Raw genomic sequence first — 14,860 nt, forward strand, 5'->3', positions numbered from 1 at the left:
CAGAGGATGTCTCTATGGTGCCATACACCAAATGAGACATCCTCATTTTTACATGAATATTCTAGCTACTCAGCCATTTGTCAAAGAATTTTTGATAGCCTTCCTTCATTACCTTGCTTGAAAAGGCTTCAAAGGCGTAGGCTCTATTTTCTTCTGACACCCTTTTTGGAGTTGCAGCTGCCATATTTACTAACTCAAACCAATTATTTTCATTCCCAGAGAAGGAATGCTTTGAACTAATATGGTCATAGCAAGGATGCTCTGGCTTCACTACGATTTTTCCCATAGCTAATGCTTCGGTTAGTGGCATGGCAAAGGTATCGAATTTTGAACAGCTCCAATACACCTTTGCTGTATTCATCAATTCAAAAACCTCATTCTGAGATAAGGCAAAATGCAGCTTTATATTAAATGGAATCTCATATTTTTTCATACTCTCACGATACCGTTCTCCCCCGAAAACCATAAAAATCTCTTTATCAGGGTTTTGTCTAGCATACTCTAGAACTAAATCTGGACGTCTATTTTCTTCATCTCTTCCAATCCAGAGGATGCGATTGTCCACAACTTGATTGGGATCAAAATACTTTAATGCAAGTTGTTCATTGAAGCCGATTGGGATGACCGTTACATCCTCCACACCAAAATTCCGTTCCATCTCCCTTTTTAAAAACTCCGTTTGGACAATGGCCTTGTTTACGATGCTATAAAATGGCTTCATCATTTCGTAGCCTGTTAAAGCTGGATCTGGAAAGCTGTGGGGAAAAAGAACACTATTTTTGAAAAACATATTTAAAAAGGTGAAACCTGATACAGTATAAATGATGTGTTCAATCTTTTGATTATAGATTTGATCAAGAACGATATCATAATTGACAAGATCCCCTTTTTCATGCTCATAACCAGAAATCCAATCATAGGAACTAACATGACGCTCAGGTGAGATAAAAACAATCTCAACCCCTAATTCAGCTCCTATAGCCTTTAACCGATCAGCAAACACTCTCGGTCCTTGTGCTTCACTAAATTGGATCTTCCTCATAACTAAACCAACCTTTTTCATAATTACCCCCTACAATTCCTATCCATTTGTTAATCGTTGTAATTCTTCCCCACACTGTATAATGGTAATGATTGTTTCAGATAATTCCCTTTGAAGCTGTTCTACAGTCCATTTTCCTTCATTTTTTTCTAGGTCATTTTGAATTAGAAGTAACATCCAGATGGAAAAGGCACTAGAAAAAAGATGGTAATTTCTTTTAAAAGAATGAACATCCAGATGACTACCAGAGTCGTTCCTTATTTTTAGATAATAATCCAAAAAATAATTTCGTGCATCATGAGACATTGTTCTTGGAAAATCTGGATGAGCAAGGTCTAACATGTGATACAAGTCCCAAAAAGGCAAGTTTAAATGGGCATGCTCCCAATCGAGAATATATATCTGATTTTCTACTAATCCATAATTTCCGAGGTGTAAATCACCATGGGAAAGAACGAGTTGATTAGAAAACAGGTTCATTTGAAGGTTTTCATAGATTTTTTCGATTAGGTTGTGCTGAATAGCTAAGCTCCGTGTCAGCTTGAATACTTTTTCCTTTTTCAACTGAATTTCTGCAATAATCGTATTTATTGAAGGCTTATGACCCATAAGCGGGAAACTAACTAGACCTTCTGTCGGATATTGATGCCACCACGCCATCCATTTTATTACAGCTCGAACTGACTCTTCGTTGAACACATGCTGCAAGCTTCCAATATCCTCTAATATTAACCAGCTTCGTGATGGGTCTTCGTTTTGCGATTTGGCAAGAATCTTAGGATAAATATCCGGAAAATCAATTAATATATTCTCCTGTATCCATGCTTCCTTTCCTATTTGAGTTTCATTCGTTAATGGTTTAAAAATATAACTCTTTTTGGGCGAGAGATAAAATCTCTCCACAGATTTCCCATTCGTTCCTTGATAGATGGTTTCTTTTTTCCATATTTTTTGATCATCTAATAAACCATTTTGTAAGACTAGTGAAGAAAGCAAAAGTTGATTCCTCCCCTACAGATTTTTGTTGGGGTTGGTAGTGACCCATTCATTCCCCTGTAATCCAATAGGTCTCACCAATCGCAAGAACCTTTCGTTGTTCTACACTTAACTGAAGTCTGTTCCATTCTTCTAGAAAACGGTTCAAGGCTTCTGGGCCTGTATCATCTGCAAGTCTATATGCCCCATAATGCATTGGAATAAAGGTTTTTCCTTTCAATTCCAAAAAGGCCTTGATCGCATCCTCTGGATTAATATGAGAGGTGGCCATGAACCATTCCGGCTCGTATGCACCTATTGGCATTAATACAATATTAACGGTAAACCTCTCTGCTATTTCCTTAAAGCCTCTAAAATATCCTGTATCTCCAACAAAATATACAGACTTTTCTTTATCTAGATCTTCGATGATCCACCCACCCCAATGGGAGGTATTCGTATCTAATAAGGATCTTTTTGTCCAATGCTGTGCAGGAACAAAGGAAAGAATAAGTTTTTCATGAGAAAAATGATCCCACCAGTTAGCCTCGATTACTTTTCGATAACCTCTTCTTGTAAAAGCTGATTTTAACCCAATCGGAACATAAAAGGTTGGTGAACCCTTTAATTTTCGAATAGACCCAAAATCGAGGTGATCATAATGGCCATGTGAAATAACGACAATATCAATTACTGGTAGCTCATGGATTGGAATTCCAGGTGGAGTTTGTCTTGTTTGAACACCCATCCATTTTGCCCAAACAGGGTCCGTTAATATATTCAATCCTTCCATTTGAATAAGAAAGGTTGAATGACCGATCCAAGTAATGGAAAAGTCCTTTCGATTATTACGCAGCCTATTGATTTGCTTATGCTCCGCTTGAGCTATTTGAACAGATAAATCCTTTTTCTTTGACTTTCTCTCTTTTGACCAGCGTCGCATATCTGAGAATGTTTTCGTGTTTTGTATGTTATCATAATTTCTATACCTTGTTCGCTTCATTTGATATTTCTCCTTAGTAGAGGTATACGCTGCTTGGGATGCAGAAAACTCAATCTTAACAATTAATGATTTCTGATATATAAACAATACCAAATTTTAGAGTGGAATAAAAAAAATAGGTCTTGTTACTCTGTTTTTTTGAAACATAAGAGCTGACCTCGATGTGAGTGTCAGCTCTTAATAGAATGGAACATATTCTTTACTGGTATTTATGTGTTTATCCTCGATTTTTTCGATATATCCGCGATTTTTTCGATATATCCGCGATTTTTTCGATATATCCGCGATTTTGCTTATTTTTCCGCGATACGCGATTCTAGACCGGTAACCCGAATATATCCTAAGTACTCTCCATTATTTTTATGGAATTTGCATACACCCAACCGCTCGAAGAATGCAAAAGACCTATATCCGCGCGATTGGTGATTTTATCCGCGATTTTTCCGATTTATCCGCGATTTTTCTTATTTATCCGCGATACGTGATTCTAGACCAATATCCCGGATATTATCCTAAGTACTCATCCATTTCTCCCAATAAAATTAGATGTAACATACCCTAACATCATCGAGAAGGCCTGCCCCGCACCCTTTCCTGGCTCAAACCCTTCTGGGGAGAATACAAAAGGATCTTCTATTGCAAACAGACCTTCAATTGGTTCACCCTTTTTATTTAAGACTCTAGCAACCTCATCAATCTGAAAATAGCTCGAGTGGACCTCTGGATCAAATTCGATTTCTATTGCATAGAATGGTGGGTTTTCAATTGGTGCAAGATTAGGATTAAGTAGCTTTTTATTCCCAAAATAATTTTCGTATTGGCTTGCACCTCGAAAGTAATCCTCATCCTTCCCTTTTCGAGCAAAGCCATTAAACCTCCATGCAGTAGTTGTGAGTTGTTCGGTCGATATGTGAGTCCTTCTTCCTAGCTCTATTAGCGTACTTCCTTGTTGGATTTGAAACTTTTTCAAAACCAACCCTTTCCTTCTACACTCCCTATTAAATTGGTCTAGTCCTGTTTGATCAGTGATAAGCCAAAACTGAGCGAGGCCCTTTACTCTTTTACACAAGTTTTGCAAGACAATTTGTTCTGGGGCTGCCTCATTCAAAAACCTCTTGGCCTGGTTATCCACTATGTAACTATTTGGAATCCCTCTAAAAACCTCCAGCAATTCACGAAATTCACGGTTTACATCTAGAACACCTCTTTTTCCATTAAGTACTTCAATATCTGGTTGAAAAAGAGAACCCTTATATAGCCCATTCACCATTGATGTTTGTCTGAAAATCTCCATTAATCCTTCTGAACTGACAATGACCCCTTTTCGAGCTTCGAGCGCAAACTTCTGTCCTCCTCTTTCAACAATAACTCCACTAACTTTCCCCTGGTGGAATACGAGGCGGTGAAGGGAAGAAGACAGCCAATACTCAATGTCCAGGTCTTTTATTGTTAAAAAATACCGTATAAACATTGAAAAAGCAGAAGGAATTTTTTTCCCCAACTTCATGGATTGCTTGAATGTAGATAGCCTTTTCCATTTGAATGATACTGGCCACCATGTTTTTCTAGTTCCCTTATGACTAGATGGTTCTTCGCCATTGACTAACCCATCGATTGATTCCTTACTCCATATCCTTAATACAAAATCTCTTATTCTTAAAGTCCTTCCTCCTGTTAAACCTCCAAGTATCTCAGGGTAATAATCGGGATAATGGCGTAGGAGTTGAAAGCGAACATGGCGTGTGTATTTTTGTAAAAAGGCAATCATCTCTGGACTACGATATAGGAAATTTTCAGTAATGGTTTCATTATTATTACATCCATTAAAACTATTAAGATATGCCCTAGCCCTTTCAAAAGAATCTCCAACCCCCACCTGATGTCCATCATAATTATTTGGAATCCATATCTCCCCTTCAAATCTCGGCCAAATTTCACAATAATGCTCATTCTTCCCAATGATTAGAACTTCCATTCCATTTATTTTGGCTGTTATGGCAGCTGTCAAGCTTCCTGCATCAAATCCAATCACGATTACATCATAGCTTTTGTCCCATTTTTGACCCATAGATGCCTGCACCCCTTAACGGCCTGTTAAAGTGAGTAGTTTAACGGATGGTTTTCCATTACAGTAATTTACCTTTTCATCTCAAGCAAACACGAGTATGAATAACCCTTTTCCTATTCTATTCCTTCCGTGTTAGTTATTGACCAAAAAAAATCCATGGATTCTTGTTATCATCCATGGATCCTGTCTATATTGACTGGTTTATTATATTTATTAATTTTCATTTCTGGACTTACTTCATTCACGTGATTGAAGTTTTCCATCCATTTCAAACATAATTCAGTTGCCTTAGGATCAAATTGTGTTCCTTTCCCTCTTTCCACCTCTTCGTAAGCCTCCTGCCATGACATAGAGGAGCGATAAGGACGCTTACCCGTCATTGCTTCTAGTGAATCAACTAATGTTAACACACGTGCTAATAAAGGAATTTCCTCATTTTTTAACCCATACGGATAACCCAACCCATCCCATCGCTCATGATGAAATAAAACCATGTCTTTAATCTTTTGATTTAATGATGAAAATGGATTTAATAGGTCCACTCCATAAAGTGGATGACGTTTAATTTCTGTATATTCCTTTGGATCCAGCTTACCTTTTTTCGTTAATATGTTCTCAGTAATATTTATCTTTCCGATATCATGCAATAAACCACCAAGTTCAATCGTCTTCATTTCTAAATCATTAAGTTGTAAATACTCAGCAAAAGAAACTGCCATCTTGGTGACCCGGTAGGAATGAAGAAGGGTCAAATCATCCTTTTCCAATAAATTCTTTAAAAGTAATTTTAGTTCGTTTGAGTTCCATTCTGCCATAGTTGTCCATCCTAAAAAATAAAGTGATAACGTTTGCATATAAATCATATCAGAAGAACATAACAAAATAAAAGTAATTTGATGAACACAATATGAATTTTTTCAAAATAAGTATTTATTATTTAAATATGGTGAAAAAAGGTAAGATTATTATTGCTGCAGCCAATACCATCACCGCAATTGCACCCACCTTGTTTTTTTCCTTCCAAATTGAAAAGGAAAATCTAAATGTGTAAAATGTTAGCACTAGGAAAACAAAAAATAAGACTACATTCATTTCTAATCTCTCGTTTCTTTTAAGCTAGGTAATTTGGTTTGTTCACCGAATTCCCCCAACCTAATTTTGACACTCACTTCGATGTCCATTTCTGGATAGCTTTTCATCCAATCAAAATCCTCGAATTCTTTAATGGTCTTAAAATACTTTCTAGCTTCCTCCGATAAGGAGAAAGGACACGCCTTGAACTCTTCCTGGGATTTTTTTATAAACTGTCTATAGATATTATTCAGACTCTCGGTTATTTTTCTTTTTAGAATCTCACGGTTCTTTTCATTTTCAGCATAATCAACCATTTCCGGATCTGAAAGGACCTCAACAATTAAAGGTATTTCTATTCTTATTTTTGGTTTCGATCCTCTTAAATTCATTTTCACCTTGTTTCGCTCTTTTTTTATTACCCTCGTTGATATTCGTTCTTTTTCATTAAAAGGGTCAGGAAATGTCGTTAATACGTCATTAAGGTCGGTTGTTTCATCTAAAATACCGGCGATTCTCGTTTCTTCACCATCTAATGTTCCTATCATCTTACCTTCTTTGAAAACAGCTGAGCCAAAAAATTGAGTTTTGTTAGCCTCACCTTTAGTAGGTAACTGTCCCGCTATGTATTCATCTTCATTTTCCGTCTTCGTATCTTCCCTAATAGCCGACGTATATATGGATAAATATAAATCAGCATCCTGTTCAGTGATGAGATAAAAGCGGTGTAGATCTGAGTCTGGAATCATACCTGTTTCTACCCCACGATTAATCATAAATTGAAAATACTTATGTGGCCTTGTGTCAATCTTTGGATTATTTTTATTCAAATATTCAGATGCATTTTCCTTAGAAACAGCTAAATGTACATCCCTTCTAATTTCTCTATCCTTAATGGTGTCATAAATAATTTTTATAAAATTCTCGTCCCTGGCCATTTCTTCAGATACAACAATAATCCTAAGTAAATCATAGATGATTTCCCTTGGAATCATTGAATTGGCCGTATTTCTTGCAGAAATATAATCATTAGCCGTAAAGGTTAACGTTTCCCTTGCCGGTTCATTTGCGGTACCCCCTATAAGCGATGAGCCGACCTCTGGATTGGCAAATAAGTAAGTTACTTTTATTTGACCTTCTTTCTCTGCTTTATCGATTCCTATCCCAATAACATAGGATAATTCTTCAATTTCCCTTTTATCCCAGCAGCCAGTAAGAATCCCTAATAATAGAATAAAACATAAAGATAAATTACATATTCGTATTCGTTTGATCACGCTTAAACTCTCCTTTTACTTTTGCAACAATCCATAAGAGGAATGGAAAAAAAAGAATCATGGGAGATAGGACATTCAACAACTGATTTCTTAAGACATAGGTGGTAAATGCCGGCGTTTCAGGAATCATTCCAATGATAAAAACTAATGCTGACAAGGCTGGAATGACCTTTTCAAAATTCTTAATCCTAAATATTCCTCCAAATAGAATAGCACTAAAATAGAGATATGCGGAAAAACGAATAAAACAGGTAATAAGCCAAATTGGAAAGAAAAAGGTCTCAACATTCGTTAAAAAATCCCCAATCGAAATATAGCGAATTGCTTCATGAAACGGGTAACTCAACATGGAAATTGGGATATAATCAAACATTAATTCATAAATCAATAATGAGCCGCTTAATTCAATAATGACTAAGCAAAGAACAATCCAGGTTCCTTTTTTATAGTCCTTTGTTGATGACATCAGTGGTACTACCAACCCGAGATAAATAAAATCCAAAAACATGGAGGATTTTAAAAAGGATTCCTTTATAATGGTTTTAACCCCTGGACCAAGGATGGGGAAAATCCGATTTAGTTGTGTATTTTGTAATGCCAAAAATAATGATAGAGCAAAGATTATTTTGACATAAAGTACAAGCATCCATGCTACAGAGCTAATATGCTGGATTCCTTTCTTGGCAGAATAAGCACACACAAGAATTAATGTACTGTAGACCGCTGCCAAGGGTGTTTTTGTAAAATATATATTGGTAATTATGTCCGCATAACCTCTTGTGTCAATAATTATGGCGTACGTTCCAACCAACCAAATACCACTGGATAGAATAGTACCAATATACTTTCCAAACAAATGAATGTGAACATCGTGTAAATTTTTATCCTTGTAATTTGTGACAACCTTTACTAATAAATATATTGGTATGACACTTAGAATCCCTCCAATGATTGGTGCCATCCAGGCTGAATTTTTCATTTTATCATACAAAAGTGCCGCCGTGTCATCTGATAATTTCGAACCAATCATGAGTAACACTAATGCCACATATTCGCGAATTCCTATTTGACCCTTCTTTTTATTCATTATTTCTACCCTTTTTTTCCATGTCTTTTGGTTTTAAAAAGCCTGGTCGATACACTTCATTCGTTAATAACCTCCGTAAAATCATCCCTCTCGAGGAAGCATATCTTGGAGTCATTGGTGCAAAATATGGGACTCCGAACGATTTTATCGTCACCATATAATGAAGACCCATTACGAATAAGGCAACCATTCCATAAATCCCGAATATATTTGCTGCAAAAATGAAAATAAACTTCATCACTCGGACTGCATAGTTAAAGCTTATATCGTTGATGGCAAATGAGCTGAGTCCACCCAATGCGACTACAATAATAATTAATGGACTGATAATATTTGCTTGAACAGCAGCTTGTCCAAGGATTAACGCCCCTACAATTCCAATCGTTGGCCCTATCGGTGTTGGAACCCTCAGTCCGGCCTCACGGATGAGTTCAAAGGCTAATTCCATAATTAAAATTTCAATAATACCAGGAAAGGGAACCTTCTCCCTTGAGGCCGAGATTGCAAAAAGTAAATCAGGTGGAATCATTTCAGAGTGATAATTGGTAACTGCGATATAAATGGCTGAAGAAAAGACGGAAATAAATAGAGCAAATCCCCTTAATATCCTTGTGAAGTTGCCACTTGCAAAGCGAAGATAATGCTCTTCGGGGTTTTGATAAAATGACCAGAAAGTAACAGGCAATATGAGACTGGATGGTGAATTATCCATTAACAGGACAATGCAACCCTCTTCTAAAAAGGCAGCAGCGCGGTCTGGTCTTTCTGTATTTAGGATTGTTGGAAAAATAGATAATGGCCGGTCCTCAATATATTGTTCCAGCATACTAATATTGCCTATTGAATCTATGTCTATTGATTTTATCTTCTTCTTCACGTTTTCTAGTAATTGATCATTCACCAAATCACGAACATAGACAATATATAAATCATTCCTTGCCCTCTTTGAAACGATATTCGTTTCGACCACTAAGTTTTCATTCTTTATTTTCTTTCTTATTAAAGAAATATTTGCTTCAGGATTTTCAATAAAGGATTCCTTTGGGCCTCTCAAAGTTATTTCATTTTCTGTTTTTTCAATCGACCGACTTTGCATCCTAGTCGTGTTAAACGTATAGGCAGTATGATCACCATCAACTAATAAAACTGTATTTCCTTTGTTGATAGCATTTATAACTTCCTGAATTTTTTGGACTTCATCGACCGTTTGGACAGTAACTATATCCTTTATTTCTTTATCCTTTACTTCATTTAGCAAAAGTGGTCTAATCACACCATCTTCCATCTCTTTGACATCAATAATCGTGGTGATAAAAATAACAACTGCTCGTTTTTTCAACCCATTTATTTCTATTTCACGAAACTTCACATCCACATTGTCTGGAGAATGATATATTTCTTTAAATGTTTTTAGCATCTCATCGATATGAACAGATATCGGCTGTTCCTTTATTTGGATTTCTTTTTGAGATGAGGCTTGAGGGTATACAGGATTCTTAATCCACTTTTGAATGAATTTTGTCAATTTTGTTTTTCCCAACTCTCTTGCCCCCTTTTTTCTCTAAGCTTTTCCTGAACTTATTCTGCCACGGATTTTTTTGGATATTCGACAAAAAAATAGAAAAACACAAAAAAACCCTTATTATTCAGAGAAATTCATCTTTCCTCTGAAATAAGGGTTTTCTGAAATTAATATATATATCAAATTTTACAATTGGAATTTTCCAATTTGTGTATGAAGCTCGTCTGCAACCTTCGTTAGTGACTGCGCAGATGCCGTAATTTCTTCCATAGAAGCCAGTTGCTGCTGAGATGAAGCTGAAACATTTTGTGTACCAAATGATGCCTTTTCCGCAACCTCTCTCACCATTTGGGCTGAAGATACTACACGTTTCGTATCATTTGCCATACCTTCAACTGCAGAAGATACTTCTCTAATCTTTTCGGTTACTCGGTCAATACTAGATTGAATTTCATTAAAGGAGGTTCCTGCTGTATTGACTAGCTTAATGCCACCTTCAACCTCATTTGTTGTATTCTCCATGGAATGAACCGCTTTATCTGTTTCAGCTTGAATAACTGCAATTAAATTTGAGATTTGTTTTGCAGAATCAGCTGATTGTTCAGCAAGCTTGCGAACCTCATCGGCTACGACTGCAAATCCACGTCCATGCTCTCCAGCTCGGGCGGCTTCAATTGCCGCATTGAGTGCAAGTAAATTCGTTTGTTCAGCAATACCAGTAATAACATCAACAATTTGTCCAATTTCCTTGGAATGATCACCTAGACCTTTTACAACCTCAGCCAATCCATTTACACTTTGATGAATCGAATTCATCTGATTAACCGAAATTTCCAACGCCTTGTTCCCTTCCATTGCCTTTTCAGTCGCAATATTTGCAGTCTGTAATGAATCCTCGGAATTAATGGCAATTTGGTTAGAGCTTTCAGCAATTTGTTGAATGATTTCAGCCGTTTCTTCTATACTTTGTACTTGGTTTTCCGCTCCAACTGCCAATTGCTGAATTGTCATTGTCACTTCCTCTGTAGAGCGACTGCTCTGTTCTGAACTTGCTAATAGTTCTTCTGCTGAAGATGCCACCTGTTCAGATGTAGATTGAACCTGTTTTACAAGACCTTGTAAATTGATAACCATTTTATTAATGGAAGCTGCTAATAGTCCAACTTCATCCTTCGTATTCTTTGTTTTCACCTGTTCAACCGTCAAATCCCCTTCAGCGACACGATCTGAAAGTTCTGTCAGTTGATTCATCGGTCTAATTTTGACTCGTAGAATAAGTAAGTTTGAGATCATACTAATAAGTAGGATAACATTCATGATTAGAGTCGTCTTAAGGAAAAGACTCATTTTCGAATCTGTTTTATCTGTTTCTTTCTCCATCCACGTATCTAATTTTTTTTGGAATTGATTCATATTGGTGTTAACTAAGATCTTTACACTTTTATATTCACTACCATAAACAATTTCTTTTGCTGTATCATATTGCTGGTTGCCAACTTCATCGATAGCCTCCTGATTCATTTTCTTCAATGTATCATTTGCTCTAGAAGCATTATTCACTACCATCATTAAATCCTTCGGTGCATTTAACTCTTTTAATCTTGCAATCGTTTTCTCCGTTGTCTTTGTTTCATTAATTTCTTTCAAATAAGCATTTAAGTATGTCATTTCCCCGTATTGTACATAGCTTCTAATTTCATTTTCCAGGTAGTCAGAGGTAGAAGCTAGTTGATCCCCCAGTTTTTGCAGCTCCATCCGGTTCTGAAAAGCAGCTGTACGATTGTTGATAGCTTGATTCAAAAAAAATAGATTAGTAAAAGTAATAAAGGTTAAAACAAGTATGATTGCAGTCATCACTCTAATCATAGATGAAATCTTCACGGCTCTTCCCCCAATTATCTATGTAATTAATAGATATTTTACTATAAATACAAATATCTGTCATAAAAATTTGTGAGCGTTACCATCCTTTACTCAAATGATTTACCCGTTTGATTTACCCAATTATAATTTTTCCAGAGATATCCATAAAATTTCTTTAAAAAAAGGCAATTGAAATAAATGAAATGTCCAAGCTTTTGTTATCCGTCAACATACTATATTTTGACAGGATTGCAAAATATCTCTTTTTTTATTTTGTTTACACTTACCGGTTTTCTTTGCTTTTTGCGGTCCTGTGAATTTGCAAGCTGGAGGTGATATTTATGGGCTACAGTGGTGGTGGCGGAGGATACAACAGCGGATTCGCTTTAATTGTTGTATTATTTATTTTGTTAATCATTGTTGGTGTTGCTTATGTTGGTGGAGGATACTAAACTATACTAACTTAAATGTTTGCCTAGTACCAGTTTGCTTCGAGAGGCGCCCATTTTTACATGGGCGCTTTTTCATGGTTTATTTCTCTTATTCAAAGAAAATCTATAAAAGACTATATATGTATGACAAATATTTTTCCGTTTAATGCAAAAGAAATTCTACCAGTTTCCTCAGATATTATTATGATTAGTGCATCTGTTTTTTCTGATAACCCAATTGCTGCCCGGTGCCGAGTTCCAAGCTTCCTTCCTATATAGGAAGTTTCTGTAAGAGGTAAAATGTTAGCTGCTGAGATAATCAAGTCGCTTTTGATGTATAAGGCTCCATCGTGAAGAGGATTTCCCGGATAAAAAATCGTTTCTATAAGAGGAACGCTGATTTTTGCATTTACTTGTATCCCATTATGGATGAATTTTGCAACAGAATCCTTTCTTTCAACAATAATTAAGCCACCATGTCGCTTTTCGGATAAGCGAAAGGCTGCATTTGAAAGAGTGGAATATTCATCCGTAAAAGGAGACAAATAAGATTTCAAATAGAAGGAAGATGCTATACTTTGTGCCCCAACGACTAGTTCTAGTAATTTTTCCATTTCCCCCAATATACAGCAATTTTGATCTTCCAAGGTTTTGGAAATTTCTGAGGTTTGTGTATGGATATTTAACAAGTAGCTTTGCAATTCCTTTTTATATTGCTGATTATCCATCATTTTTTCAATCCTCACATGATCTTTACTGTTAAGTTCTCCATATTCATCATCCTTATCCAAACGCTTAACCATCTTTTCACTCCCATATATCTCGAATATTACCACCCATACTTTTTTAAAAAATAACAACACTAAATCATGTATTACATTACTGTCAAAGGAGGCAATTCCAATGGGTAAAAGAAAATTCAGTATGCTTATCGCTTCCTCAGCATTAGTATTAGGTCTCACAGCATGTAATACTAACAAAGCGATGAACACAGATAATAATCGACCAAATATTTTAAATACAAATGATCGAGATAACCAAAACAACCGTATTATGAATAACAATCGTGGCTTTGGTGTCAATAACAATAATAATGGTGCCGATCCAGATGGGCCACTTACAGAAGAGTACAATATTAACAATAGAGACAACGATTTTGATATCAGTGGAAAACGTTACAATCGAAATGGCATGTTAAACATTTCAGACGCAAATACGTCTCTTTCCAGTAAAAGCTATCCTCACACCAGACCGGTTCTTATACAAGAAGCGAAGTATCAATTTGTCCGAGTAAATCCTGAGGATCTTCGTAAGTTTGGTAATCTTGGTTTTCAAGGAGTGCCTAACCAATGGCAACCAAATACACAACAGAGACAGGTAACTCAAGCACCAACACAACAGAAGCAAACAACACCTGCGCCTAATCAAAATACAGCCACTAAAAAGCCTGATACAACAACTACTTCAAAATCAATAAGTCAGGCAGCACAAGAGGTCATAAATTTGACCAACGCTGAGCGAAGGAAGAATGGCCTTCCTGATTTGAAGGCCGATACACAGTTAGGTGGAGTGGCTCAGAAAAAGTCTGATGATATGCAGCAAAACAACTACTTTTCACATACTAGTCCAACCTATGGTTCTCCATTTGACATGATGAGAGACTTTGGAGTGACTTATAAGTCCGCAGGGGAAAATATTGCACAAGGACAGCGGAGTCCACAAGAAGTCGTGAAGTCCTGGATGAATAGTGAAGGGCATAGAAAAAATATTTTAAATCGTAATTTCACTCATATCGGTGTCGGATTTGACCAAACAGGCTATCACTGGACACAAATGTTTATAGGAAAATAAATAGAGGAATAAAAGGAAAGAGGAGGGCATTGGTCGGAGGCTCTCCTCTTTCAACTAAAGTGAGGTCTTTTTATCATGATTAAAAAAATATGGTTATTTCTCTTTCTTTTCCTTACTTTACTCACTTGTTCAGGCCATTCTCAAGGTTTAAATCAAGTGGAGATTTTTGATTTGGAAAAAGGAAAAGTGATTAAGACCGTTCCTGTTAGCCAGGTGACCCAGAATGAGGCTGAAAAATACTTGAAAGGCATTAATCGCATCTATGTTAAATTAAACCCTATACCTAAAAAGGGGCATATGATTAAAATTCCTTTGGAACCGCAAGTCCTAGTAAAAAACCAATGGATGGAGTCCTATGTTAATGAAATAATTATTGTTTTCCCCATTAAAGAACAACCATATTTGATGTTGTTTGATGATGAGAACAATTCGCATTTTTTGTATTTTGAGGGAGATACCAAAGCGTTACTTAATTATCTTCATTCCGATCCTAATGGTCAAGCCATTTCACAATAGTATTGTACTCAGAAATATAGATGCCTGGCACCACTTAATTTATTTAGTGGTGTAGGCATCATATTATAAAAGTGTATTCCATATCGTGTAAAGAAAATACCAAAAAAGCCTGGATGGCTATCCAGGCTTTCTATCATACTGATTGAAATATTCA

At 36.2% G+C, this 14,860-nt stretch carries 14 protein-coding genes and 1 pseudogene; 4 read left to right on the top strand and 11 right to left on the bottom strand.

Features of this window, described 5'->3' with window-relative positions:
- Positions 1-61: 61 nt before the first annotated feature.
- From BQ6100_RS12135 to BQ6100_RS12155, 5 genes are all read right to left on the bottom strand, one after another.
- Positions 62-1,063, bottom strand: a complete 1,002-nt coding sequence (locus BQ6100_RS12135; RefSeq protein WP_075981865.1) for a glycosyltransferase — start codon at positions 1,061-1,063, stop codon at positions 62-64.
- 18 nt (positions 1,064-1,081) lie between these two features.
- Positions 1,082-2,038 (bottom strand): phosphotransferase family protein, encoded by a 957-nt coding sequence (locus BQ6100_RS12140; RefSeq protein ID WP_075981866.1) that lies wholly within the window; start codon positions 2,036-2,038, stop codon positions 1,082-1,084.
- 49 nt (positions 2,039-2,087) lie between these two features.
- Entirely contained in the window at positions 2,088-3,020 is a 933-nt protein-coding gene (locus tag BQ6100_RS12145; RefSeq protein WP_075981867.1) for an MBL fold metallo-hydrolase, read from the bottom strand.
- 520 nt (positions 3,021-3,540) lie between these two features.
- Positions 3,541-5,088: an FAD-binding protein gene (locus BQ6100_RS12150; RefSeq protein ID WP_075981868.1), complete on the bottom strand. Its 1,548-nt coding sequence runs from the start codon at positions 5,086-5,088 to the stop codon at positions 3,541-3,543.
- 170 nt (positions 5,089-5,258) lie between these two features.
- The gene (locus BQ6100_RS12155; RefSeq protein WP_075981869.1) at positions 5,259-5,903 is read right to left on the bottom strand and encodes an HD-GYP domain-containing protein; all 645 of its coding nucleotides are present in this window, start codon (positions 5,901-5,903) and stop codon (positions 5,259-5,261) included.
- Positions 5,904-5,995: 92 nt separating this feature from the next.
- Between BQ6100_RS12155 and BQ6100_RS21275 the strand changes: the two genes are divergently transcribed.
- Complete coding sequence (locus BQ6100_RS21275; RefSeq protein ID WP_159433154.1) at positions 5,996-6,139, top strand: hypothetical protein; 144 nt, start codon at positions 5,996-5,998, stop codon at positions 6,137-6,139.
- A gap of 43 nt (positions 6,140-6,182) precedes the next feature.
- Here the strand turns inward: BQ6100_RS21275 and BQ6100_RS12160 are convergent, their stop codons facing one another.
- The 5 genes and pseudogenes from BQ6100_RS12160 to BQ6100_RS22015 form a co-directional block, all read right to left on the bottom strand.
- A complete protein-coding gene (locus tag BQ6100_RS12160) occupies positions 6,183-7,436 on the bottom strand; it encodes a Ger(x)C family spore germination protein (RefSeq protein ID WP_075981870.1) in 1,254 nt (417 codons plus the stop codon).
- Positions 7,411-8,523, bottom strand: a complete 1,113-nt coding sequence (locus BQ6100_RS12165; protein ID WP_075981871.1) for a GerAB/ArcD/ProY family transporter — start codon at positions 8,521-8,523, stop codon at positions 7,411-7,413. Before BQ6100_RS12165 ends, BQ6100_RS12160 begins: the two co-directional genes overlap by 26 nt.
- Positions 8,516-10,063 (bottom strand): spore germination protein, encoded by a 1,548-nt coding sequence (locus tag BQ6100_RS12170; protein WP_235816522.1) that lies wholly within the window; start codon positions 10,061-10,063, stop codon positions 8,516-8,518. Before BQ6100_RS12170 ends, BQ6100_RS12165 begins: the two co-directional genes overlap by 8 nt.
- A 168-nt stretch (positions 10,064-10,231) precedes the next feature.
- Positions 10,232-11,179, bottom strand: a complete 948-nt coding sequence (locus tag BQ6100_RS22010) for a methyl-accepting chemotaxis protein (RefSeq protein WP_390622440.1) — start codon at positions 11,177-11,179, stop codon at positions 10,232-10,234.
- A pseudogene (locus BQ6100_RS22015) lies at positions 11,174-11,911 on the bottom strand (HAMP domain-containing protein); the annotation flags it as partial. The gene BQ6100_RS22010 and the pseudogene BQ6100_RS22015, both read right to left, overlap by 6 nt.
- 338 nt (positions 11,912-12,249) lie before the next feature.
- Here BQ6100_RS22015 and BQ6100_RS12180 point away from each other — a divergent pair.
- Positions 12,250-12,360, top strand: a complete 111-nt coding sequence (locus BQ6100_RS12180) for a YjcZ family sporulation protein (RefSeq protein ID WP_075981873.1) — start codon at positions 12,250-12,252, stop codon at positions 12,358-12,360.
- 113 nt (positions 12,361-12,473) lie between these two features.
- On the opposite strand, the gene cdaS is transcribed toward BQ6100_RS12180, so the two are convergent.
- Positions 12,474-13,070: a sporulation-specific diadenylate cyclase CdaS gene (gene cdaS, locus BQ6100_RS12185; RefSeq protein ID WP_075983554.1), complete on the bottom strand. Its 597-nt coding sequence runs from the start codon at positions 13,068-13,070 to the stop codon at positions 12,474-12,476.
- A 460-nt stretch (positions 13,071-13,530) separates the two neighbouring features.
- On the opposite strand from cdaS, the gene BQ6100_RS12190 reads away from it, so the two are divergent.
- Both BQ6100_RS12190 and BQ6100_RS12195 read left to right on the top strand, forming a co-directional pair.
- Positions 13,531-14,190 carry a CAP domain-containing protein gene (locus BQ6100_RS12190; protein WP_075983555.1) on the top strand — a complete coding sequence of 220 codons (660 nt, stop codon included), beginning with the start codon at positions 13,531-13,533 and terminating at the stop codon, positions 14,188-14,190.
- Positions 14,191-14,265: 75 nt separating this feature from the next.
- Positions 14,266-14,706 carry a hypothetical protein gene (locus BQ6100_RS12195; RefSeq protein WP_075981874.1) on the top strand — a complete coding sequence of 147 codons (441 nt, stop codon included), beginning with the start codon at positions 14,266-14,268 and terminating at the stop codon, positions 14,704-14,706.
- Positions 14,707-14,860 lie beyond the last annotated feature (154 nt).

Origin of the sequence: Bacillus massilinigeriensis, assembly GCF_900117315.1 — a bacterium.
Taxonomy (GTDB): Bacteria; Bacillota; Bacilli; order Bacillales; family Cytobacillaceae; genus Bacillus_BE; species Bacillus_BE massilionigeriensis.

Excerpts from the sequence above, each read along its gene's own strand:
- BQ6100_RS21275 (WP_159433154.1), top strand. The coding sequence starts at position 5,996 with ATGAATTTTTTCAAAATAAGTATTTATTATTTAAATATGGTGAAAAAA.
- BQ6100_RS12180 (WP_075981873.1), top strand. The coding sequence starts at position 12,250 with ATGGGCTACAGTGGTGGTGGCGGAGGATACAACAGCGGATTCGCTTTA.
- BQ6100_RS22010 (WP_390622440.1), bottom strand. The coding sequence starts at position 11,179 with ATGGTTATCAATTTACAAGGTCTTGTAAAACAGGTTCAATCTACATCT.
- cdaS (WP_075983554.1), bottom strand. The coding sequence starts at position 13,070 with ATGATGGATAATCAGCAATATAAAAAGGAATTGCAAAGCTACTTGTTA.
- BQ6100_RS12165 (WP_075981871.1), bottom strand. The coding sequence starts at position 8,523 with ATGAATAAAAAGAAGGGTCAAATAGGAATTCGCGAATATGTGGCATTA.
- BQ6100_RS12195 (WP_075981874.1), top strand. The coding sequence starts at position 14,266 with ATGATTAAAAAAATATGGTTATTTCTCTTTCTTTTCCTTACTTTACTC.
- BQ6100_RS12150 (WP_075981868.1), bottom strand. The coding sequence starts at position 5,088 with ATGGGTCAAAAATGGGACAAAAGCTATGATGTAATCGTGATTGGATTT.
- BQ6100_RS12145 (WP_075981867.1), bottom strand. The coding sequence starts at position 3,020 with ATGAAGCGAACAAGGTATAGAAATTATGATAACATACAAAACACGAAA.
- BQ6100_RS12135 (WP_075981865.1), bottom strand. The coding sequence starts at position 1,063 with ATGAAAAAGGTTGGTTTAGTTATGAGGAAGATCCAATTTAGTGAAGCA.
- BQ6100_RS12190 (WP_075983555.1), top strand. The coding sequence starts at position 13,531 with ATGTTAAACATTTCAGACGCAAATACGTCTCTTTCCAGTAAAAGCTAT.
- BQ6100_RS12155 (WP_075981869.1), bottom strand. The coding sequence starts at position 5,903 with ATGGCAGAATGGAACTCAAACGAACTAAAATTACTTTTAAAGAATTTA.